Source organism: Vibrio sp. 2CM40D (assembly GCF_023161825.1).
GTDB lineage: Bacteria > Pseudomonadota > Gammaproteobacteria > Enterobacterales > Vibrionaceae > Vibrio > Vibrio alginolyticus.
Genome location: NZ_JALNTL010000005.1, coordinates 175,375 through 196,636 on the forward strand (window position 1 = coordinate 175,375; position 21,262 = coordinate 196,636).

Here is a 21,262-nt window from a genome sequence, read left to right on the forward strand (position 1 = left end):
CCTTTTAAATGTATTCTTTTTCAGTGAGCGCTCGAATCACTTGGTCGGCACACGCTTCGACAGACAGCTCTGCTGTCTTGATGTGAATTTCTGGAGATATAGGCGCTTGGTACTCAGAGTCGATGCCTGTGAAGTGTTTAATCTCACCTGCGCGTGCCTTTTTATACAGGTCTTTAGGATCTCTTTGCTCGCAGATTTCGAGTGGAGTATCAACAAACACCTCTAAAAACTCGCCTTGCTGCATTAATTGGCGCACTTGCTCTCTATCTGAGATAAATGGCGAAATAAACGCGGTCAGAACAATGTTCCCGGCATCGACAAATAGTTTAGCCACCTCGCCAATGCGGCGAATGTTCTCAATACGGTCTAGATCACTAAAGCCAAGATCTTTGTTTAGACCGTGGCGCACATTGTCACCATCAAGAAGGTAACTATGTTTACCTAACGCTAATAGCTTGCTTTCTACCGCGTTGGCGACGGTCGATTTTCCTGAGCCACTAAGTCCGGTAAACCAAAGTACAACAGGCTTTTGCTGCTTAAGCGCAACACGATCTTCATGAGTTACGCTGGTGTTATGCCACACCACATCGTCACTCACAGACTCATTGCGCTTCTTTTGATACGGCGAGGTCATAGTTAGAAGTAACCCTCACGTTTCTTTTTTTCCATTGAGCCAGAGCTATCGTGGTCAATGGCACGGCCTTGGCGCTCAGAAGTGGTTGTAAGCAGCATCTCTTGAATGATCTCTGGTAGCGTTGTTGCTTGAGATTCAACCGCTCCCGTTAATGGGTAGCAGCCCAGTGTACGAAAGCGAACCATGCGTTGTTCTACCGTCTCCCCTTCACGAAGCTCCATGCGATCATCATCTTTCATGATCAACATACCATCACGCTCAACGACAGGACGCTCTTTTGCAAAGTACAGGCTTGGAATCTCGATGCTCTCTAGGTAGATATATTGCCAAATATCCAGCTCAGTCCAGTTAGAAAGAGGGAATACACGAATGCTTTCGCCTTGGTTTACTTTGCCGTTGTAGATATTCCAAAGCTCAGGGCGTTGATTTTTAGGATCCCAGCGGTGATGTTCATCACGGAAAGAGTAAACACGCTCTTTCGCGCGAGACTTTTCTTCGTCACGACGAGCACCACCAAAAGCAGCATCAAAGCCATGATTATCTAAGGCTTGTTTTAGGCCTTGTGTCTTCATGATATCAGTATGCTTTGAGCTGCCATGCACAAATGGGCTGATGTTCATCGCAAGCCCTTCTGGGTTTTGGTGCACAATCAGCTTCATACCAAGCTTTTTCGCCATGTAGTCACGAAACTCAATCATTTCTTTGAATTTCCATGTGGTATCAACATGCATAAGTGGAAACGGGGGAATGCCAGGCGCAAAGGCTTTCTGCGCAAGGTGTAGCATCACTGAAGAGTCTTTACCAACAGAGTAAAGCATCACTGGGTTATCAAACTCGGCAGCTACCTCACGCATAATATGGATAGATTCTGCCTCAAGCTGTTTAAGGTGAGTCATTCGTTGTGGAGAAAGTTTCATTCCGGCCTCTCTTTGATTCGATGAGGGAGTTAAACGCCATAGATAGTTGTGATAGCCGTTAATACTAAACCGCTATACGTAATACTCATCGGCACCCCAATCTTTATATAATCCTTGATACAGTACTGACCTGCATTGTAAACCATTAAGTTGGTTTGGTATCCATATGGGCTAATAAAGCTTGCACTTGCGCCGAACGCGACAGCTAAAATATAGCTGTGAAGATTTGCATCTAGACTCGTCGCGAGGGCATAAGCAACGGGGAAGACTAAGGCCGCCGCCGCATTGTTGGTGACCAACTCCGTTAGCAATAAAGTGACCAAGTAAACCATGATAAGCCCTGACAACGGGCTCATAAACTCAGCTTGCTCTGTCATTGCGCTCTTCAGGAGATCGACTGCTGTACTGTTATCTAATGCCTGAGACAACAAAAGTGCAGATGAAATGACTAGCCATATCTGGACTGGTAGTCTTCGTATAATTTCATTCGTTTTCAGTGCTCCAGTTAATAGTAGAACACCAAGCAACAAGATCAGGTTGTGCAGCAGTGGAGCTATCTCCATAGCTGCGAGGGCGATAGCACTAAAAAAGCCAAGAACAGCGACAATTTCTTGTGGTCCTTTGAGCAGCCTATCGGCTTTTAGCGCTTGGAGCTGGATAAAGTTTTTAGCGATGTTATTTCGCTGGTGATAGTCATCACCTACAGCGAGTACCAGATAGTCACCAGCTTTTAAGGTAACTTCACCGAGCTTTCCGGAAACCGTGTGGCCATCGCGTCGGATCGCGACAACTGCAGCGTTGAACATAGCGCGAAAGCCAATTTGTTTTAAGGTCTTATTTACTAAAGCACTTTCAGGGCGTAACACTACCTCTTTGAGATCATGACTTAGTCTTTCGCCTTTATGAGCAAAGAGTGATAAGCCCGGGAAGTGATTCAGTTGAGTTACTTTTCTAATCTCTCCACAGAATAATAGGCGATCATTTTCCTCTATTAACTCATGTGGTGATACTGGTGAAATAGTTCTTCCTTGGCGATGAATCTCGACTAAAAACAGAGAGTTTAGATTTCTCAGCCCGTTGCGCTGAATAGTTTTACCGATAAGTGGGGAGTTTGGTTCTACCTCAGCGTCAATGAAGTATTGAGCTTGAGTATCTGCTCGTTCAATGTTGCTAGGTAGCCAATGGCTAAGTAAAAACAGGGTGAGCCCGCACCCAAGTACAACAATGCTGCCAACAAGTGAAAAATCAAAAAAGGAGAGACTAGGTAGCCCAGCATCGAGCACCATACTGTTGACGATTAAATTTGTCGAAGTGCCGATCAGCGTTAGTGTTCCGCCAAGGATGGCAGCAAAAGATAGGGGAAGTAGCAGTTTGCTGGCTGGGTGAAGGGCATTGGCACGTATTGGGGCGATCATGGTAGAGACCACCGCTGTGTTGTTTAGAAATGCTGAAGACAATGTGGTTATCGAGAACAGTCGAACCCAGGTAGATTTATAGCTAGGTTTGATGACTAATTGCGAGATTCTACGAAGTAGTGAGGTCTTTTCTAAAGCTAGCGAGCAGATGATAAGTAGTACCAGCGTAAGTACGCCAGGATTGGCAATACTGCTAATGAGTTGCTCTGTCGATACGGATCTGCTGCTATATAAAACAAGCAAAACTACTCCAAAAACCTTTTCAGGTTTGTTTTGATACCTTGTGACAAGGGCAATTATTGCAATCACAAAAACGGTAATGACAAAGTAGGCTGAATGGGTCTGTGACATTATTTAATTGCTTCAATTGTTTTTTGAGTCGAGTTTAAATAGCCTTGAATAAAATCACTCATTTGCTGAGAGTTACTATGTTGAAAGCGCTCTAGTACTTTACTCGCTAGCTGAGTTTTATCGGTAATGTCTATAATATTCAGAGCAATCATGTCTTCTACAATCGCTTTGAAGTTGAAGTAACTAGGGCCTGATATCACTGGAACGTTGAGTGCGACTGGTTCAAGCACATTATGTCCACCAACTTTATCCCCAAGCAAACTCCCAGCCATAAAGCAAACATCACTGGCACCAAGGAGAATCAGCATTTCACCCATAGTATCAGCAAGGTATACCTGTGTATCGGCGTTAACTATTGCAGCATTGGTTCTTCTGGTGCTATTGAAGCCGGAATTTTGGCAAAGCGCAAACACATCATCAAATCGTTCCGGATGGCGAGGAACCAAAACGAGTAAAGCATTTGGAAGAGACTTTAAAACTTGTCTATGTGCATCTAATACCTGTTCGTCCTCGCCTTTGTGGGTGCTAGCTGCTATCCAAATCGGACGATCGTTTCCAAGTTGGGCTCGAAGCTGCTGTCCTTGCTGTTTCACTTGCTCTGATATTTGAATATCGAACTTAATCGAGCCAGTAACGGATAGTTTCTTTTTCTCAACGCCTAAGCGTTCGAAGCGCTCTGCATCTGAATCCGTTTGGCAGAGTACTTGAGTTAGGCATGGATGAAGCTGGTTAAAAAGCCGCTGTATTTTGGCGTAGTTCTGACACGATTTTTCAGATAGGCGAGCATTCACGACTGTTATAGGGATACCCGCTTTGTAAACATGGTGAAGCGTGTTTGGCCACAGCTCAGTCTCAATGATCAACATCTGTTTTGGCTGCACTGCTTTAAGAAAACCTTTGATAGCGAACCCAAAGTCAATTGGCATATAGCGGTGTTCAATTAAATCACCCAACTTAGCAATCTGTTCAGCTCCCGTACTTGTTGTTGTTGTAACTAGAATAGATTGTTCGGGGTTTTGTTCCTTAAGGGCTTTGATTAAAGGTGTTGCTGCTATGCTTTCACCAACAGATACGGCATGTATCCAAATAGGTTTGTCGTTGCTTTTTAACTTGGGGGTTATGCCAAAGTGCTCTTTCCAGCGAGAGCCGAACTTAGGCTTATTTGGTTTGCTCTTGTACAAACCAAATAAAAGCAGCGGTGACGCTAGGGCGAGTAGTAAGGTATAAATAATGCGAACTAACATGAGCTTATCGTAATGGCGTCAAGTTTTTGGATACTATCTAGCACTTGCTTAGGCGAAAGTTCTGTCAAGCACTTAAGGTGTTTGTACTGACATTCACGCTGGAAACAAGGGCGACAATCAATATCGGTATGAACAATCTCCACTTTTTCTGCGAGTGGGGGGGTGTACTTCGGTGAAGTTGAGCCATAAACGGCAACAACATTACAACCAACCGCAGCTGCCACATGCATTAAGCCTGAGTCATTCGCGACAACAGTCTTACATGCAGCAAGGAGATCGACTGCTTCAATTAAGCTGGTTTGGCCTGCCAGAACATGAATGTGCTCATGGAATTGCGTCGGAACAAGTGCGCGAATATTGTTACAAGTCTCTAAGTCCTTTTGAGAACCAAACAACCAGATTTGATGTCCAGAATGAGCCATTTGCGTCGCAACTTCAGCGTAGTGTGTTTCGGGCCATTTTTTGGCAGGACCAAACTCTGCTCCTGGGCACAGTCCAATAATTGGTTGGTCTTGGGCTAAGTTGAACTTTTTGATCGTGGCTTGTTGCTCTGCTTCGTTGATTGCAAGGCGTGGGCGAGGTAAAGTTTCAAGCCCGCCAAGAGAGTTAGAATCCACCATTTCTGCTTTTGGATAAGCTAACGCTACATAGCGCTCTACCATATACTGAAAAGACTTCATGTTAGGGCGTAAGTCATTCAATAAACCATAGCGCATTTCTCCCTTCCAGCCAGTACGAAGAGGAATGTTGGCAAACCATGGGATCAGTGCTGATTTCGCTGATTTAGGCAAGATATAGGCGTGGTCATATTGCTTTTCACGTAATGATTTGCCAATTTCCCTGCGGCCTAATAAGTTAAACTCACCATGACCGATAGGCATTTCAATCGCTTGATGGATTTCTGGCATACGCTCAAGAATCGGTTTACACCATCCTGGAGCGATAACGTCAATTTGGCTATCTGGATGGCGTTGCTTTAATACAATATATAACGATTGCGACATTACCATATCGCCGACCCATGCAGGGCCAATGACTAAAATCTTCATGCTTTGTTTTTCCAGTATAGGAATTTCAAAATTGACTCATAAGTTCTAAAAAGTTCAGCGTATATTTTATTCGCAAGAGTCATTTTGGATTTATCTTTTCTTTTACCACCAATCGTCGAAGCAATCTCTGCTCTAGTAAAGAGATCTGGAGACACGCTGTAAACTTGAACACCATGTCTCCATGGTTTTTCCATGTAGTCATCGACTGGTTCAATAAACTCTTGAGCATGCATAACAAACTTTGAGGCTGCTTTAGGTGTGACGATATAAGCGGTGGTACCACAAGTGCCTGCTGAGTATCCCCCTAGCATATGATTATCATCAATAGGTACGATTGGGGTGAATACACGCTTCTGAGTGGCAGACAACTTGATGTAGTCATAATTAGAAGTCAATGGAAGGGTATGTTCGAGTACTTGCTTCAGCCCTTCGACGGGGTCGACGTTGTCTTCTAAGATGACGATCGGTTCATCAAGCTCAACACAGCGAACCCACAACTCGTAATGGCTTGCAAAACAGGCGACTTCACTGGTTTTTAATTGATACCCTTTGCGGCGTAGAGTAATGGTAGGACGACTTTTTTCTGAATGAAGAAAACGGTCAACAGAGCCATCTATTGCATCAAAAAATTCAAACGTAATGCCTTGTTGTTTTAACTTTTCTTCAATACGTTCTCGGCGATCCAGCGATCGAGCCAAGCTTACGACAAATACTTTCACTGCACTTTCCAGTCGCTGTTATATCTTAGTTTAAACAAATTGTAATAGTTATTGCCGCCTTCTTGAGAGTGCAGCAACTGTAGTACCCACATATATTGTTCGGGTTTATCACCGACAAAATATTCAATGGCTTCATTACAGGTACGAGCGTCTTGCTCTTCGCCTTTATCCAGCTCAAACGCTGGTAAAATCTCAATATCAAACGTACCATCTTCAGTGTTCATCGACGCAAATAGAGGCAGTACTTTTGAGCGTGATAGTTTCGCAATTTTGCCTAAACCAGGTAGCGTTGCTTTACGTGTTGCAAAAAAATCTACAAACACACTATGCTCTGGGCCGTGATCTTGGTCGGGTAGATAATACCCTACATAGCCATCTCGAATGGATTTCAGAAAAGGCTTAATGCCACCTGAGCGTTCATAAACACGACCACCGTATTGGACCCTTTGCTTGTGCATCAGCCAGTCAGCAACATCATTCTTTTGCTTCTTCGCCATTGCAGAAACTGGCATTCCCATTGAAGCGAGCAAGATAGCAGGCACATCAATAGCCCAAGAGTGGGGAACCATTAAAATTACATTTTCGTTGCTATCAATGTGCTGTCGTAAAATGTCTAGGCCGCGAATTTGGCAACGGTTCTGAAGCCATTTTGGTGAGCGTAAACTTAGTAACCCGAAGCGAAAAAAGAACATGGCCGCTGTGTAGAGTGTTTTTTCTATCAAAGCTTCACGTTCTTGGAACGATTTTTCCGGAAAACACAGCTCAAAGTTAACCCTCGCTCGATGAGCTGGACCTTTGTGGGATTTAGACAGTTTTTTGGCTATGGTTTTCGCCAACCACTTTTGTAAACCCAGTGGCATTAATGATAACGGTAAAAATAAGATAACACCTAACCACGTGCCCCAGTACTTAGGCGACAGAAAGTGGCGCTTAAACTCAGGGTTATATGCTTTGGGGTCGAAGTCATCACGTTTTATTGTCATGGCGTGTCTAGTTACCTATTCGTGTACGGGCGAAGTGGTTTAAATGAGAAAAAGATAGTTAGGAATGATACAGGCTATTGCACTTGAGTAAAGGTGGCAGGTTATGGTTCTACCACCTTGTGGTGCTTAACTGTTTTGGATAGTTAAGTATTCGGCAACGCCTTCTGCAACTGTCTTGAATTCAACATCACAACCTGCGGTGCGCAGTTTGGTCAGATCCGCTTGTGTGAATTCTTGGTAAGCGCCTTTTAGGTGCTCAGGGAATGGGATGGTTTCAATTTGGCCTTTGCCATGATGCTTGATAACTGCTTTTGCTACCTCTTCAAAAGATTCAGCACGGCCAGTACCACAGTTAAAAATGCCTGATACGCCGTTTTCTAAGAACCACAGGTTTACTTTACATACATCACCAACGTAAACGAAGTCGCGTTTGAATGATTCGCTGCCCGCGAACAATTTAGGATTTTCACCTGCGTTAAGCTGGTTGTTTAGGTGGAATGCAACTGATGCCATGCTACCTTTGTGGTCTTCACGTGGGCCATATACGTTGAAGTAGCGGAAGCCGGTGATTTGAGAAAGGGTCTCACCATGTTCTTCAGCATCTTGCCATAGGCGACGAACGTAGTTATCAAACTGCTGTTTCGAGTAACCGTATACATTCAGTGCGCCTTCGTATTCGCGTTCTTCAACGAAAGTCTCTGTATCGCCGTAAGTGGCTGCGGAAGAAGCGTATAGGAATGGAATCTCGCGATCTAAACAGTAATGCAGCAGCTCTTTAGAGTACTCGTAATTGTTTAGCATCATGTACTTACCATCCCACTCAGTCGTTGCAGAGCAAGCACCTTCGTGGAAAATTGCCTCAATCGGACCAAAATCATCGCCCGCCATAATTTGGGTCAGAAAGTCGTCACGATCCATGTAATCTGTGATGTCCAGATCAACTAAGTTCTTAAACTTTTTGCCATTTTTTAGGTTGTCGACAACCAGGATATCGTTAATACCAGCTTCGTTTAGTGCTTTAACAATGTTGCTGCCGATCATGCCAGCGCCACCAGTTACGATGATCATAGAACTTCCACCATAGATTAAAATTTTCTCAGGAATTCTAGCAAGAAACGAAAAGTAGCGCTATTGGAAGCAGGAAGATAGGTTTGAGTCTTCTATGACTCAGTATCTAGATATGAAAAAGGGAGCCGCAGCTCCCTTGATTACTTTATTATTCCACATCCGAACGGTTAGGCCTTTGATACCAAGGATTTCGCTCGTCGGTCAACTCAATCAAGCTGTATTTACGTCCGAGTTTCTGTCCTCCGTCACGAGTAAGAGGCTGCCAACTAAAGTTCGCACGATTGTTGCTTGGCTTAACGGTCATGATGTCAAATGGAATCGACAAGTAGAAACCTTTGGTAAAACTACCTTCACCAAATTCATCCGCAGACAAGTCTGTAAATGAGGCAAAGGCGCCAGCAATTACGCCACTCTTGAACTGCTTAGAAACATTGATTTGTGTACCAACATCGCCAGCTAGGAACTGACCAACATCGACTTGGATCATCAAATCTTGTAGGAATTCCCATTGAGGGTAGTAGTAACCAGATACAAAACCAGTGAAGCCTTTATCAATAACTTGGAACGGACGTCCATATTCTGGCACGTTTTGCCATTTCTCGTCGTAAACACCGAAGTAACTTTGTGGATCACGTTGAGAAATTACGTTGACGTCAGCGCCAATCGCCCAGTTAGCTCCTTGCGGTCGGTAAAGAAACTCGGTACCAACTCCGGCAAACATGCTCTCCAGATAACCCGCGTAGAATTGCTGATCCATCGTATCGGAATACTCTTGGAACCAAGTCAATTGTAAGTTTGACATGGTTACAGCATGTTCATTTTGGTAAGCGCGGAACATGGTGCGAACACGAGGAACGGTAGTGCCATCAGGTGGAGTGACATAAATAAACTTATCGTAGTTGTTATACCAATCCCAGTATAACGAACCGCCAATTTCAAGGTTGTCCGTCAGCCAGTATGAGGCATTACCGCTTAGCCCTACACTAAAGAGATAGAAATCTTCAGCGTTTCCGAGAGTTTGAACTAGTTTAGGTGCAAAGCCCCAATCAAAACGTTCAAAACCATCGTAGATAGATTCTCCCGTTGGCTTAGTAGTAGCCCTTGAGGTTGCATCTTCTATTTTCGGATTGATGTAATTAACTTGGGCAAAGTCGCGATATTTCTCTTTGGAAATAATCGTTTGTTCGCCGACTAAGCCTCGGCTACGTTCATTGATCGCATAGGTATCAATATCGTCAGGCATTTCATTATGGAGTACAGCTGCCGCTTTTTCGTGTGCCTCTGTACGGTCACGATATTTCTTCTGCTCACCAACGACAGTTACTGTATTGTCATCAACATAAATACGCGTGTTTTGGTAACCAGCAATTTTGTCTAAATCTTCTGTTACACGTTCCCAATCAACATCAGACAGTTCTTCAGGCTGGCTATCTTCGATTTCTGGTGTTGGTGTATCTCGCCAGAATGATGGCATGTCATTGAAATTAGTGTTTAGCGTTAAGCCCGCGACCAACGTGTCTCCGCGTTCATAACTTAAACGAAAATCGGCCATTCCGATACGGTAGAGCACACCAAAGTTCCATGGCGTGTGGGGAGACATATCTACACCGGCCTGAACTACAGGGTAGTCTGTGCTGTAATCGTTACCGTCGTATTCAAGCTTGAAGCGAAGAGGCTTATGAAGAGTCTGATATTCAATACCACCAAAAAGGGCAGCAGGGCCTTTAAAGGCTCTATCGAAGTTAGTTGTTCCGCCAGTAGATAGAAATTCTGAAGGTCTATCGCAGAATTTGTCTGATGCTTTACAAAAAGGGTTTGTGACCGTATCTCTAGTTCCTAGGTAGCCCCAGCCCATACCTAAAGTAAAATCAAAAGTACCTAATTTCGAATTAGAATATCGTTTTGTCGCTGCAAGAAACTCAGCATCAAAAAGACCAGTACCAGCAAAGTCTCGTACCCCTAGGGCGATTTCTGGCATGTATTCAGATTCTTCCCATAATCTAAATTTAAAATCTATCCCCTTGTCTGTATATTCATTGTCAACATCGGGGAAGGATGATGAATAAGGCAGGTCGTTAACTTGAGTGTAACGGATGGTTGTTTCTAGCCACGGCATAAGTTGCAGAGTCACATTGTAAAAAAGGTACTCATCACTACCTGTTACAGAAAAGTTGAATTCCCCTTCAGGAGCCATACGTCCGGTTGGCATCTGCATTAAACCAACACCACCAAAATCAGATTGAGAAGGCTGTAACGAGGGAGCCTCAAAGGGTATATCTTGAGCCCAAACCAATGCAGGGCCCATTAAAGAAAGGGTTAAGCTTTTTCTAATTGGCATCATTGTGGTCTCTTTGTGGAGCTTGGTATCAATTGAGTGAGTAGGCGGACAATATCTTGGTCCATTTCGGAGTATTCAAGATCACCAAACGGAATATATACCAATGTCAGAGGTGGTAAGTAATATTGTGTCGTTAACCAAGCTCCGTGATGCGGCTTAACTACGTGACCATCTGGGTAGATCAACACTGGCGGTGTTGATAACGCACCAATGTTATTTTTCAAATTCTCTATTTGTCTTTGCAAAGGGATGCCTGCTTGCGCCTTAACGGAATACACGCTACTTAGGTTTCCTAAGTAATACACTTTTTCTTCGCGTAGAGGGCTAGCGAGCAGGTAATCGCCGCGCAACAGTGGGTTGTCGAATTTATCTAGTCGAATTTTATCAACATCGATCGCAGACAGTAAACGCGGTGCAAAGCTTTGCTGCTGAATGAACTTGTAGAATGGATGTGCGACCAAATTGTGTTGAATCATTTGATTGAGCACCGAGTTCTTTAAAGCGGTAGAGGTTTTCTCGGCGCGTTCCGATTTATCAAACAAAGTGGTACCAAGAGAGTATTGCAGAGAGACGCTTTGCTCCCTAGCAAGTGCTAACACACTTTCTAAACGAGCCGGCCCTTGAAATTGTAGCCGTTTGCCTGCTTCTAGCAATTCAACATTTAATGGTTGCATAGCAGAGGTTTCTGTTTGAGCGAAGCTAGGCATGCTCAAAAGCGGTATGACCAAACCGAATAATGTGAGTAGTTGCTTGCTCATGATTTGCTATATCCCTTCAAAATGGTTAACTCAACCGGAATCATATTTGGCCCTAGGTGTTGTAAGGTTTTAACGACCTGACCCTGTTCATTGACCCAATAGTAGTTTTCGACCGATTGAGAAAGACTGCTAAACTCAACAACTTCTTTATATACGTTGGTCATAGTGCTAGAAATAGGTGTTGTTAACGTTTCTTGGCCTGAGTAAGAACGCGTTATATTTGCAGGAAAGCCATAACGGTATTGTGTTGCCCAATCGTATGAAAGTGTGTAGTTGACAGAGGTTGAGTCTAAAGAAAAACCTGGAACGTCACCGTAAACACCTGCTAAGTCCCCACTCTGTAGACCAATCGTTTTGACGATATGCCCATTCTCCGTAACGATCATAGCTTTGTCAGCACTTACCCATTTCAGTTGTATTTTTCCATTGAGAGGGTTTCGTTCCGCAAAAGCTAAAACAACAAACACCTGTTTTTGATTTCCAAGTTTCAAATAGGCACTGGCATAAGGAACTGCATTTATTTCTTCTGATGTCATCTCGACATCGATGTAGTTACCGTAGGCTTCTTGGACGGTTGCTGAAACATCATTGAATTTCTGTGTGCAGCCAAAGAGTACAAGGAGTAATGGAAGAATGAGGAGTTGGCGTATCCATTTAGGTATTCGGAAGATATTCATTGATCCCTCTTACAAATAAAATCGCCCTGACTTAATCAGGGCGATTGGCTTCTGTTCTACAAAACGAAATTAGTTAGAAGTAGAAGTAGAAGTAGATGTTGAAGTAGATGTTGAGTCGCTATCTGACGCTGCAACTGCTACTACAGTTACTGCTGCTGCTGCACCTACACCTACAGCTGTAGTGCCAGTTGCTGACGCAGACGCAGCGCCTGTTGAGCCTGCTTCTTCTGCTGCAAATGCAGTTGATGCGCTTAGAGCCATAAGAATAGCTAGAGCTGTATTCTTCATTATTAATCCTTGTGTATCCGGTATAAAAAACATCGATGTTTGGTAGCATAAAAAATGCTCCAAATTATATTCTAGATAAAAAAGCCTTAGCATGTAAATAGTTTCTTATTTTGCCATGGCTTATGATCTCATTTCTAACACCAGCGTGACATTGCGCGGTTATCTTGCTCCCTTGCTTGCTGATAAACTATCAAGAGTGCATAATTTGTCGGCCTATCTCCTCCAGAACTAGAGGTTTGGAGTCAATAGGTCGTTTTTACTTACACCATATAGAAAGCGATACAGTGGCTTACGCTCAACGCCTCAGGGCGGTAGCGTGCCAGCTCTTCAGTATTTATTGGCCTGCATAGCACGCTTAACTTTGTCTTAGCAGTCCATATTATTACCAGTACTAGGAACTTTTACGTGATAAAAAAGCAGCATTGTTTGGGAATACTTAGTGCACTGGGCTTGAGCCTGAGTTCTTTTTCAGCGTCAGCAGATTTTTACGCAGGCGCTTTAGTGAGCTACTCAAATGCAGAATTGAAAAGCTCGTCTTCTGAGTCCGTAAAAGAGGGGAGCCCTTTCCTTCTTAGTGCGCAAGCTGGTTATTTCTTTAATGACTATATTGGCTTAGAAGGGCGTTATGGAACATCAGTTCAACGTGACAGTGGTCTTGCCGTTGATAGCGTTTTGAGCGGCTTTGTTAAGTTGAATATGCCCGTTTCAGAGCGAGTTGCACTTTATGGTTTAGCTGGATATTCAAGCGTTAAGCTTGATCTACAAAATGTAGGTTCTCATAAAGAACAAGGATTTAGTTTTGGGTTAGGTATGCACTACGCTTTAAACAACCAAAGCGCGGTGATATTTGAGTTCGTTGATAACATCTCTGAAGACCAAGTTCGCCTTAACTCGATTACACTGGGTTTTCAGCACCGATTCTAATTTAAATACCTAGAGCTCAAACTTGGGGCTAGGGTCTTTTATTCAACTATTATAGTGACATACCATGTTTAAAGGATATTTCTCTATTGCCGTTTTTATATTGGCAAATACGTTTGCGTCTTATTCGATAGCACAAACGCCCACTCCAGAACAAATTAAAATGTTTCAAAATCTACCCGCCGATCAACAACAGGCCTTGGCGAGTAAATATGGTTTCTCCATTCCTTCTAGTTCGTCTTCAAACAAGTCTCCTTACGAAAATCCGCAAGTAATCCAACCTAGATCTGAAGCTAGTGGCGCATTATCTTCCAATATAGAAGAACAATGGATGAAAAAAGGTGAACAAGAAGAGTTAAAACGTTTTGGTTTAGATCTTTTTTCTGGTTCTCCAAGTACTTTTGCTCCGATCAGTGATGTTCCAGTTCCAGCGAATTACACTGTAGGTGCAGGTGATGAAATCATTGTGCAGTTATTTGGTAAAGATAATGAAACGCATCGTTTACGCGTAAATCGTGCGGGCACAATCAACTTCCCTTCACTTGGGCCAGTAAATGTTGCAGGCATGCATTTTTCCGATGTGCGTGACTCTCTGACTCAACGAGTAAAAGAACAAATGATTGGTGTGCGCAGTGATATCTCAATGGGTGAATTGCGCACCATGCAAGTGTTTGTCATGGGGGATGCGTATAAACCAGGAGCCTACACGGTTAGCGCATTGACGACAATTTCACAAGCTATCTATTACAGCGGCGGCTTTAGTGAAAGTGGGGCGCTGAGAGATATCCAGTTAAAGCGTGATGGTAAAATCATTCGTAAGTTGGATATGTATGACCTGTTACTAAAAGGTGATGCAAGTAATGATGTGCGCTTACTTCCGGATGATGTTGTTTTAATCGGTTCTGTTAACGATACAGTGTCTATAGAAGGCGAAATCAACCGCCCTGCAATTTATGAAGTCAAGCAAGGTGAAACATACCAGCAACTTATTCAGATGGCTGGTGGTTTTACTGCGAATGCCCATGTCGAGCAATTGGAGATAAAACGCTACGCTTCACATGGCGCTCGTGAGGCTCTGACGCTTGATTTCAATAAAACGCAAGATCGACAGAGTAAAGTTAAAAATGGCGATGCCATCAAGATCTTAAAAAAAAGTGAAGAACTTACTCGTTACGTACAGATAGAGGGAGATGTTCGTCATCCTGGCTATGTGGAATGGCGCAATGGTCTTCGTGTTGCTGATCTTTTCAAATCTGTTGACTCAGCTTTTAATTCTACAGCTGATGTTAACTATGCGGTTGTGGTAAGAGAGATTAATTCGCAACGTGATATTGAAGTGTTCCAACTAAGCTTAGCCAACGCAATTCTATCACCAGGTAGCCAAGACAACCTCCAGTTACAATCACGAGATCGTATATTGGTTTTCAACCGCTTTAATAACGAAGACTTGGATACATTAGCAACACAAGAGGTTGTTGCAAAAGCAAAAACATTGGAGCAAGCGCAAGAACAAGCTGAGCTGGAACAACAGAAAGAGCAAGAAGTGATGAGCTCTTCTGTTTCCGTTTCGCATTCAGCAAACGGTACGCTGAACAACCCGAGCACCACAGAGCAGGCGAAACCAGCTAAAATCATTTTCCGTGGTAAAGAGATTACAGAGGAAGACTTTGAAAAGCTGAAGCAAAATACTCGTCGCACTTTACTTGCCCCTGTGTTGTTACAACTTCAGCAACAGTCTCGTTTGGGACTAGCCCCTCAAATTGCTGAAGTCTTTGGTGAAGTGAAGCACCCAGGGCGTTACCCGATTACTCCAAGAATGACGGTATCAACGCTTATTGAAGCAGCTGGTGGTTTGACTTACAACGCATTTACAATTAATGCAGAACTTGCACGAACCGCGATTAATAATGCGGATGAGCGTGCTTATATTGATGTTGAACGTATTGATCTGCGTAAAGCAATTCAAGGCAGTGCTTCAGACGATGCAGTTATCGTGGGACGAGATCGTTTGAACATCTTAGAAAAGCCAAATGTGAAGCTACAAAGCACAGTCACTTTACAGGGTGAAGTTCGCTTCCCTGGCACTTATACCGTGCGCCAAGGTGAAACCTTAAGTGAGTTATTGGACAGAGCTGGAGGTCTGACAGAGTTTGCTCACCCTCAAGGAGCAATATTTACGCGTGAAGCATTGCGTTTACAAGAGCAGAAGCTTTTAAATCAATACGCCGCAGATATGCGTAAAGAAACCGCGAAGAAAACGTTCCGAGCAGATAGCAATATAGGTTCTGTAATTTCAGACCCAGAAAAAACGTTAGCATTTGTTGAAGAAGCAAGTCGCAGCAAAGCACTTGGCCGTATGGTGGTACAGTTAAATCGCATCTTAAAGGGTGAGCGTTCAGCAGATTTTATGCTAGAAGATGGAGACTTCCTCTTTGTCCCAACCTTCCGCAATACTGTATCGATTATGGGTGAAGTTCAGGTTCCAATTACCTACTTGTTAGACAACAAACTTGATGTTGATGATTACTTGAACAAAGCGGGTGGAGCTAAGAAACAAGCGGATGAAGACCGTATTTTTGTAGTGCGTGCAGATGGTTCTGTTTACAAGCCATCATCAGGTTATTGGTTCGGGAACAATAAAGAAGGGTTAAAAGCTGGCGATACTATTGTTGTGCCAATTGACACCGATTACCGTGATGCATTAAGTACTTGGACTGCTGCAACGCAGATTCTTTATCAGACGGGTGTTGCGATTAATGCCCTAAAGTAGCGTATCAATCGTTTGATATACAAATTAATAGTAGAGTTGTAGTCCTTTTCCACAAAATCATAGCGGCAAAAATAGAACTACAACTTTTACCTTTATGAAGTACTCTTGTCAGCAAACTCGAGAATCGGCAAGGGGAGCTTAGCTTAAGAGCCAAGGACTCTATAAATCCAATGGAATCAACTAAAGAAGCGTACAAAGATAACACCTCTCAACCACTACAAACCTCTCAGGTTCATAATGACGAAATCGACCTACGAGATCTTATTAGAGTAATATGGAAAGGAAAGTGGCTAATTACTTCCATCACTCTTCTTTTTGCTATTGGCTCTGTGGTATACGCTTTAAGTCTCCCCAATATATACAAAGCCGATGCACTATTAGCTCCAACAGAAAGTGTTAGTGGGGGAGGGCTGTCAAAAATGGCAGGGCAGCTCGGTGGGTTAGCGGCATTAGCTGGTGTGAATTTAGGTGGAGCTGAATCGTCTCACGTAGACTTGGCTGTACAGGTAATGCAGTCACGTCAATTTATAGAACGATTCATTAATAAGCATGAATTGCTTATACCAATAATGGCGACGAAAAGTTGGGATTTAACTCAGAATGAGCTGGTTATTGATAAAGATGTTTATGATCCAGCATCGGGAGAATGGTTACGTGATCCGAAGGGGCTTCGTGGGGCAAAACCTACCGCACAAGAAGCATTTGAAGTATTTAACAAGGAAATCCTAACTATAAAGTCAGACAAAGAAAGTGGTTTATATAATCTCTCTATTACCTACTACTCTCCCTATCTCGCGCAGCAATGGGTTGAATGGCTTGTAGAGGATATTAACAAAGTGATGCGTGAGCGTACAATTAAAGAGAGCTCTCAAAATCTTGCTTACCTCAATACACAGCTTCAAAAAACTGCGGTTGCAGATATGCAGAGTACCTTTTATAAACTTATAGAAGAACAGACTAAAAGCTTAATGCTTGCAGAAGTTCAAGAGGAGTTTGTCTTTAAGACGGTTGACCCAGCAGTAGTACCTGAGATTAAGGCTAAACCCAATCGTGCTTTAATTTGTATACTAGGTACATTCTTGGGCGCATTATTATCAGTGATATTGGTTGTTTTTCACTATATAAAGAAGACTTTATTTGAGGTTTAAGATGGATGTAACATTTCTTATTTCAACAATGAATGAAAGATTAATGAATGTTACATTGGAAGATGGCGTTCGTTATGTAATAGTTCATCAAATAACAGATGGTCATGAGGCTCATTATCTAGAGTTTGCAAGAAGTAACTTCTCGGAAAATATAGTCTACGAGCAGATGTTCGATACTGGTTTGTCAAAAAGTAGAAATAAAGCCATAGAGCTATGCCAAAGTAAATTTGGTTTTATTCTTGATGATGATGTCAAAATTAATCGTAAAGAATTAGAATGTTTTTTAATGGAGTCAAATAGTATCGCAAGTGACTATGGTGAAAGTGTTTATTTTTCTTGCTCTCATGTTCTTGGTTTTAAAAAAAAATGGGTTGCTAAGAAAAGTAAATTTCTTAATATATTTACATGTGCAAAAATAGCTTCTATTGATATGTGCTTAAACGTAGAGCATATGAAAGAAAATAGAATTAAATTTGATGAAAACTTTGGTCTTGGAACTAATTTACCATCTGGAGAAGAATATATATTACTTACAGATGTGATACATAGTGGTGGCAAAATATACTATTGTAATAATTACGTATGCATACATCCATTAATTGTATCAGGTAACGACTTCTTTTCTACTGAGGATAAAGTAAGAGCTAAGAGAGAAATGTTCAATAGGCTGAAAAGTAGGTATAAATATGTATTTAAATTTTTATTTTTTATAAAAAAAGTTCCTATACTGATAAAGAGTAATAAACTCATAGATTTCACTAAGACGTATTGGAAAGCTAAGGTATGAAGTTTATTGAGCGAAGCTTGGTTGTAACTTGTGCGCTCTTTGCATTTAACTCTCTTTATCCAAGTTATCTCTGGGAAAATGCATATATATATAAGTTGAATTTTATAGCACTGTTTTTATTATCAGCGTTATATTTATTGTCAAATAAATCCGTTGGCAGGAATAATCTTATAGCATTTATGGTATTGTCTTTGTGGATTATCTACGGTTATTTCCCAAGGGGAGATGATATTGCTTTGATTTCTTCTGGTATTATAGGTATTTTGATATTTTCACTATTGCCTAGCCATATAAGGACATCATCATTTAATATGTTTCTCGTGTTGGTGGTTTTTATATTATCACTATCAATTGTTCAATACCCACTTATTGTTTTTGGATTTGTTGATGCTATAGGGCATATTGACCCTACGAACTATATTAAGGCCAGTCGAGGTCAATTTTACATTAATTATGGTTTTAATGCTGTACTAAATGATCAGCACTTAAGTATTTTTGGCTATCAGTTTTTCAGGTTCTCTTCCATATTTGACGAACCTGGAATGGTTGGAACTATTACGGCAATATTGACTACATTTATTTTAAATAAAAAAAGTAAGAATAATAATTTTAAAATAACAATTTTGGTCTTGTCTAATATACTCTCATTTTCTCTAGGTGGTTATATTTTACTTCTGGTTGGAGTGTGCTCTAGATACTTTTTTTCACTGAAATCTATATCATTAAAATTAATTTTTAATGCATCATTAATTTTTATTTTACTGCTTACGGTCCTTACCACTGATGGTGGTAAGAGATATATATTAGATCGTGTTTGGGATGGTGATAAAATTACAATAAAAGATAATCGTGTAGATGATAGATTTGAAAAACAATATTTGTCGGCTTTAAATGATAGTAAAGCGCTTTTAATTGGCGAAGGAAAAGATGCTCATGTTAGGACTGGGCATGATGTATCCTCATATAAAGGTGTTATATTTAATTATGGTTTGTTAGGTTTTGTTTTTTCTATTATTTTGGTTTTTTATATGTCTTTGTTTATCAAATCTCACCGTTTTTATTTATCGGAAACTTCACTTGTTTTGGTAATTCTATTGAACATGTTTCAACGTCCTTATGACTATAACTTTTATTATTATTTTATTATGTTGGCGTATGGGTCATACACTACAAGCGAGCCGGTGACGTAATAGCATGCTATTAAATATTCTAGCCATTAGTTCTAAGCTGCTTGCTTCATTTGGAGTACTTAAGTTAATTTCTATTACATTCTCCCATTCTGATTTGAGTGATTACTATTTGATCCAAAATCAGCTCTCTGTGCTTCAGTTCATATTCTCATTTGGGCTAATAAATGGTTTTCTTAATGAATCAGTAAAGAATAATTGTGATAAAGATATTTATACTTTATTAAAAATATCATTTATTTTACTGTTATTAATTTTGCCTATTTCTTATCTATTTAGTGGTGGTTTTGGTTGCGTAATTGTATTTACCTCTTTTGTGATTGCTATTAAGTCTACACTGTATTCTATATTGAACGGTCAAAGAAGAAAAAAAGATTATACAATATTTGTCTTTTTTGAAATGCTACTTTTTCTTGCAGCAATAAAATTTGTTTATGATTCTTATGGTGTACAGGTGGTGATATTAACCCAAGGAGTTATAGGTATATTTGTTGTTTTATTGGTGTTGTATCGATTAAAAAAATTCGATTACAGTGGTTTTTCATTCTTTGAAAAAACAGGTATTATTAAACCTTTTTTATACAAATATCTCCCTTATTTTAAAATGGCAGTTGTATCTGCATTTGCTGTTCCTCTGATATACCTTCTTTCCAGAAATATACTGTTTCATTTTTATGATATAGATTCTGTAAACCTATCTATTCTCTTCGCAAGTTGGCGTCTTTCTGACTCTCTTTTGATCGGTGTTGGAGCTCTGTCATCTATCTATATAATACCTGAATTAAATAGAAGTCCGTCTATAGATAGTTTTTTATATCGTATATCTTTATTTATTGCTTTAGCTTTACTCTTCGCATTGATTCTTCTTGTTATTTTTCCTGATTTTATAGTTAGCTTACTCCTAGATAAGAAGTATACAGCGAACTTTGAGATAGTATTAATTGTTTTTCTATCATTCTTTCTTAGGGCACTATCTTATATCTTGGGTTTAAAGTTAGTTTATCTTAAAAAAACTAAAGCTTTTGTATCTATAGAGATGGGGCATGCACTAACCTTTCTTGTTAGCATCATTTTTTTCAGTCTTGTTAATACATCTGTATTTTTAGTGCATTATGCCTTCTTACTTCAGGGTATAGTTTGCCTAACTCTTACTTATAAAGAATTTTACTTAAGTGGTAATGATGAAATATAGTTATATAGTTCCAACTTATAATAGAAAAGATAAATTAGTAGATACGTTAAATAGCGTATTGAATCAAAGTCGAAATGACTATGAAATAATAGTTATAGATGATGGAAGCTCTGATGGAACAGAATATATCGATTTTCATAGAATGTCTGAAAAAATTAGATATTTTCAACGTTCAAATTCTGGAGTGTCATCTGCTCGCAACTATGGTGCAAGTTTGGCTAAAGGCTCCTATTTAATCTTTCTTGACTCTGACGATCTAATTTCGGGTGAGCAATTAAAAGTTTTCGATAGTCTTATTAGAGAAAATGAAAATCATGACATGTTTTTTACAAGTTATTCTTTTTGGGAAAGCAGTTCAGGACACCTTATAAAAAGGAAAGAGTTAAAAGATGGAAAATATGATGACTTTTTATTAGATTGCACGCGGTCAATCCAACCATTTTTTCCTGGGTGCCTATGCTTATCAAAACTGTTATTTGAACAAAGTAATAAGTTTAAAGAAGGCTGTAATTTTGGTGAGGACCAAGCATTGTGGGTAGAGTTATTGTCTTCTCATGAGGCGGTATCGAGCAATACTTCAACTCTTTGGTATCGAGTTGACTCTCTTGGTTCATTATCAAAGGCGAAAATTAAGAAATTACCTCCAGATATATATGTAGCAATAGACAAGGGTAAGAGTCTTGAAGATAATAGAAAGATTAATAGGTATATTAAACATCGGCTTAAATCTTTCACAAAAATAGCAATAAAGGACGTTAATGTCCGATTGCTGAGTGAGATCTTTATCTCTTACTTAAAATCTTTTAAGGTTTAGTT

At 40.8% G+C, this 21,262-nt stretch carries 19 protein-coding genes; 7 read left to right on the top strand and 12 right to left on the bottom strand.

The window, feature by feature from the left end; all coding sequences use genetic code 11:
- Positions 1 to 4: 4 nt before the first annotated feature.
- The 12 genes from cysC to MTF70_RS13225 form a co-directional block, all read right to left on the bottom strand.
- Positions 5 to 634, bottom strand: coding sequence for an adenylyl-sulfate kinase (gene cysC, locus MTF70_RS13170; protein ID WP_053808652.1), 630 nt, complete (start codon positions 632 to 634; stop codon positions 5 to 7).
- A gap of 2 nt (positions 635 to 636) precedes the next feature.
- A complete protein-coding gene (cysD, locus tag MTF70_RS13175) occupies positions 637 to 1,551 on the bottom strand; it encodes a sulfate adenylyltransferase subunit CysD (protein ID WP_049534422.1) in 915 nt (304 codons plus the stop codon).
- Between the two features lie 29 nt (positions 1,552 to 1,580).
- The gene (locus MTF70_RS13180; RefSeq protein WP_205461465.1) at positions 1,581 to 3,317 is read right to left on the bottom strand and encodes an SLC13 family permease; all 1,737 of its coding nucleotides are present in this window, start codon (positions 3,315 to 3,317) and stop codon (positions 1,581 to 1,583) included.
- The gene (gene waaA, locus MTF70_RS13185) at positions 3,317 to 4,561 is read right to left on the bottom strand and encodes a lipid IV(A) 3-deoxy-D-manno-octulosonic acid transferase (RefSeq protein ID WP_205461463.1); all 1,245 of its coding nucleotides are present in this window, start codon (positions 4,559 to 4,561) and stop codon (positions 3,317 to 3,319) included. The genes MTF70_RS13180 and waaA overlap by 1 nt, the downstream gene beginning before the upstream one ends.
- A complete protein-coding gene (waaF, locus tag MTF70_RS13190) occupies positions 4,555 to 5,610 on the bottom strand; it encodes a lipopolysaccharide heptosyltransferase II (RefSeq protein WP_053303377.1) in 1,056 nt (351 codons plus the stop codon). Before waaF ends, waaA begins: the two co-directional genes overlap by 7 nt.
- Positions 5,607 to 6,329 (bottom strand): glycosyltransferase family 25 protein, encoded by a 723-nt coding sequence (locus MTF70_RS13195; protein ID WP_053307407.1) that lies wholly within the window; start codon positions 6,327 to 6,329, stop codon positions 5,607 to 5,609. Before MTF70_RS13195 ends, waaF begins: the two co-directional genes overlap by 4 nt.
- Positions 6,326 to 7,312, bottom strand: a complete 987-nt coding sequence (gene lpxM, locus MTF70_RS13200) for a lauroyl-Kdo(2)-lipid IV(A) myristoyltransferase (protein WP_248394048.1) — start codon at positions 7,310 to 7,312, stop codon at positions 6,326 to 6,328. The genes MTF70_RS13195 and lpxM overlap by 4 nt, the downstream gene beginning before the upstream one ends.
- Positions 7,313 to 7,438: 126 nt before the next feature.
- Positions 7,439 to 8,380 carry an ADP-glyceromanno-heptose 6-epimerase gene (gene rfaD, locus MTF70_RS13205; protein ID WP_005379462.1) on the bottom strand — a complete coding sequence of 314 codons (942 nt, stop codon included), beginning with the start codon at positions 8,378 to 8,380 and terminating at the stop codon, positions 7,439 to 7,441.
- A gap of 148 nt (positions 8,381 to 8,528) precedes the next feature.
- Positions 8,529 to 10,721 carry a YjbH domain-containing protein gene (locus tag MTF70_RS13210; RefSeq protein ID WP_161440703.1) on the bottom strand — a complete coding sequence of 731 codons (2,193 nt, stop codon included), beginning with the start codon at positions 10,719 to 10,721 and terminating at the stop codon, positions 8,529 to 8,531.
- Positions 10,718 to 11,476, bottom strand: coding sequence for a capsule biosynthesis GfcC family protein (locus tag MTF70_RS13215; protein ID WP_161440704.1), 759 nt, complete (start codon positions 11,474 to 11,476; stop codon positions 10,718 to 10,720). Before MTF70_RS13215 ends, MTF70_RS13210 begins: the two co-directional genes overlap by 4 nt.
- Complete coding sequence (locus MTF70_RS13220) at positions 11,473 to 12,153, bottom strand: YjbF family lipoprotein (protein ID WP_054729019.1); 681 nt, start codon at positions 12,151 to 12,153, stop codon at positions 11,473 to 11,475. The genes MTF70_RS13215 and MTF70_RS13220 overlap by 4 nt, the downstream gene beginning before the upstream one ends.
- A gap of 69 nt (positions 12,154 to 12,222) precedes the next feature.
- The gene (locus MTF70_RS13225; protein WP_005395817.1) at positions 12,223 to 12,441 is read right to left on the bottom strand and encodes a hypothetical protein; all 219 of its coding nucleotides are present in this window, start codon (positions 12,439 to 12,441) and stop codon (positions 12,223 to 12,225) included.
- 405 nt (positions 12,442 to 12,846) lie between these two features.
- Between MTF70_RS13225 and MTF70_RS13230 the strand changes: the two genes are divergently transcribed.
- The 7 genes from MTF70_RS13230 to MTF70_RS13260 all read left to right on the top strand — a co-directional run bounded on the left by MTF70_RS13230 (position 12,847) and on the right by MTF70_RS13260 (position 21,260).
- Complete coding sequence (locus MTF70_RS13230; RefSeq protein ID WP_205461461.1) at positions 12,847 to 13,365, top strand: outer membrane beta-barrel protein; 519 nt, start codon at positions 12,847 to 12,849, stop codon at positions 13,363 to 13,365.
- A 64-nt stretch (positions 13,366 to 13,429) separates the two neighbouring features.
- On the top strand, positions 13,430 to 16,132 hold the full coding sequence (locus MTF70_RS13235) for an SLBB domain-containing protein (RefSeq protein ID WP_025768328.1): 2,703 nt from the start codon (positions 13,430 to 13,432) through the stop codon (positions 16,130 to 16,132).
- 170 nt (positions 16,133 to 16,302) lie between these two features.
- Entirely contained in the window at positions 16,303 to 17,280 is a 978-nt protein-coding gene (locus MTF70_RS13240) for a Wzz/FepE/Etk N-terminal domain-containing protein (protein ID WP_025768329.1), read from the top strand.
- A gap of 1 nt (position 17,281) precedes the next feature.
- Positions 17,282 to 18,067 (top strand): hypothetical protein, encoded by a 786-nt coding sequence (locus tag MTF70_RS13245; RefSeq protein ID WP_025768330.1) that lies wholly within the window; start codon positions 17,282 to 17,284, stop codon positions 18,065 to 18,067.
- A complete protein-coding gene (locus tag MTF70_RS13250) occupies positions 18,064 to 19,257 on the top strand; it encodes a hypothetical protein (protein ID WP_025768331.1) in 1,194 nt (397 codons plus the stop codon). Before MTF70_RS13245 ends, MTF70_RS13250 begins: the two co-directional genes overlap by 4 nt.
- Positions 19,258 to 19,261: 4 nt before the next feature.
- Positions 19,262 to 20,446: a hypothetical protein gene (locus tag MTF70_RS13255; protein WP_025768332.1), complete on the top strand. Its 1,185-nt coding sequence runs from the start codon at positions 19,262 to 19,264 to the stop codon at positions 20,444 to 20,446.
- Positions 20,433 to 21,260, top strand: a complete 828-nt coding sequence (locus MTF70_RS13260) for a glycosyltransferase family A protein (RefSeq protein ID WP_080276960.1) — start codon at positions 20,433 to 20,435, stop codon at positions 21,258 to 21,260. The genes MTF70_RS13255 and MTF70_RS13260 overlap by 14 nt, the downstream gene beginning before the upstream one ends.
- Positions 21,261 to 21,262 lie beyond the last annotated feature (2 nt).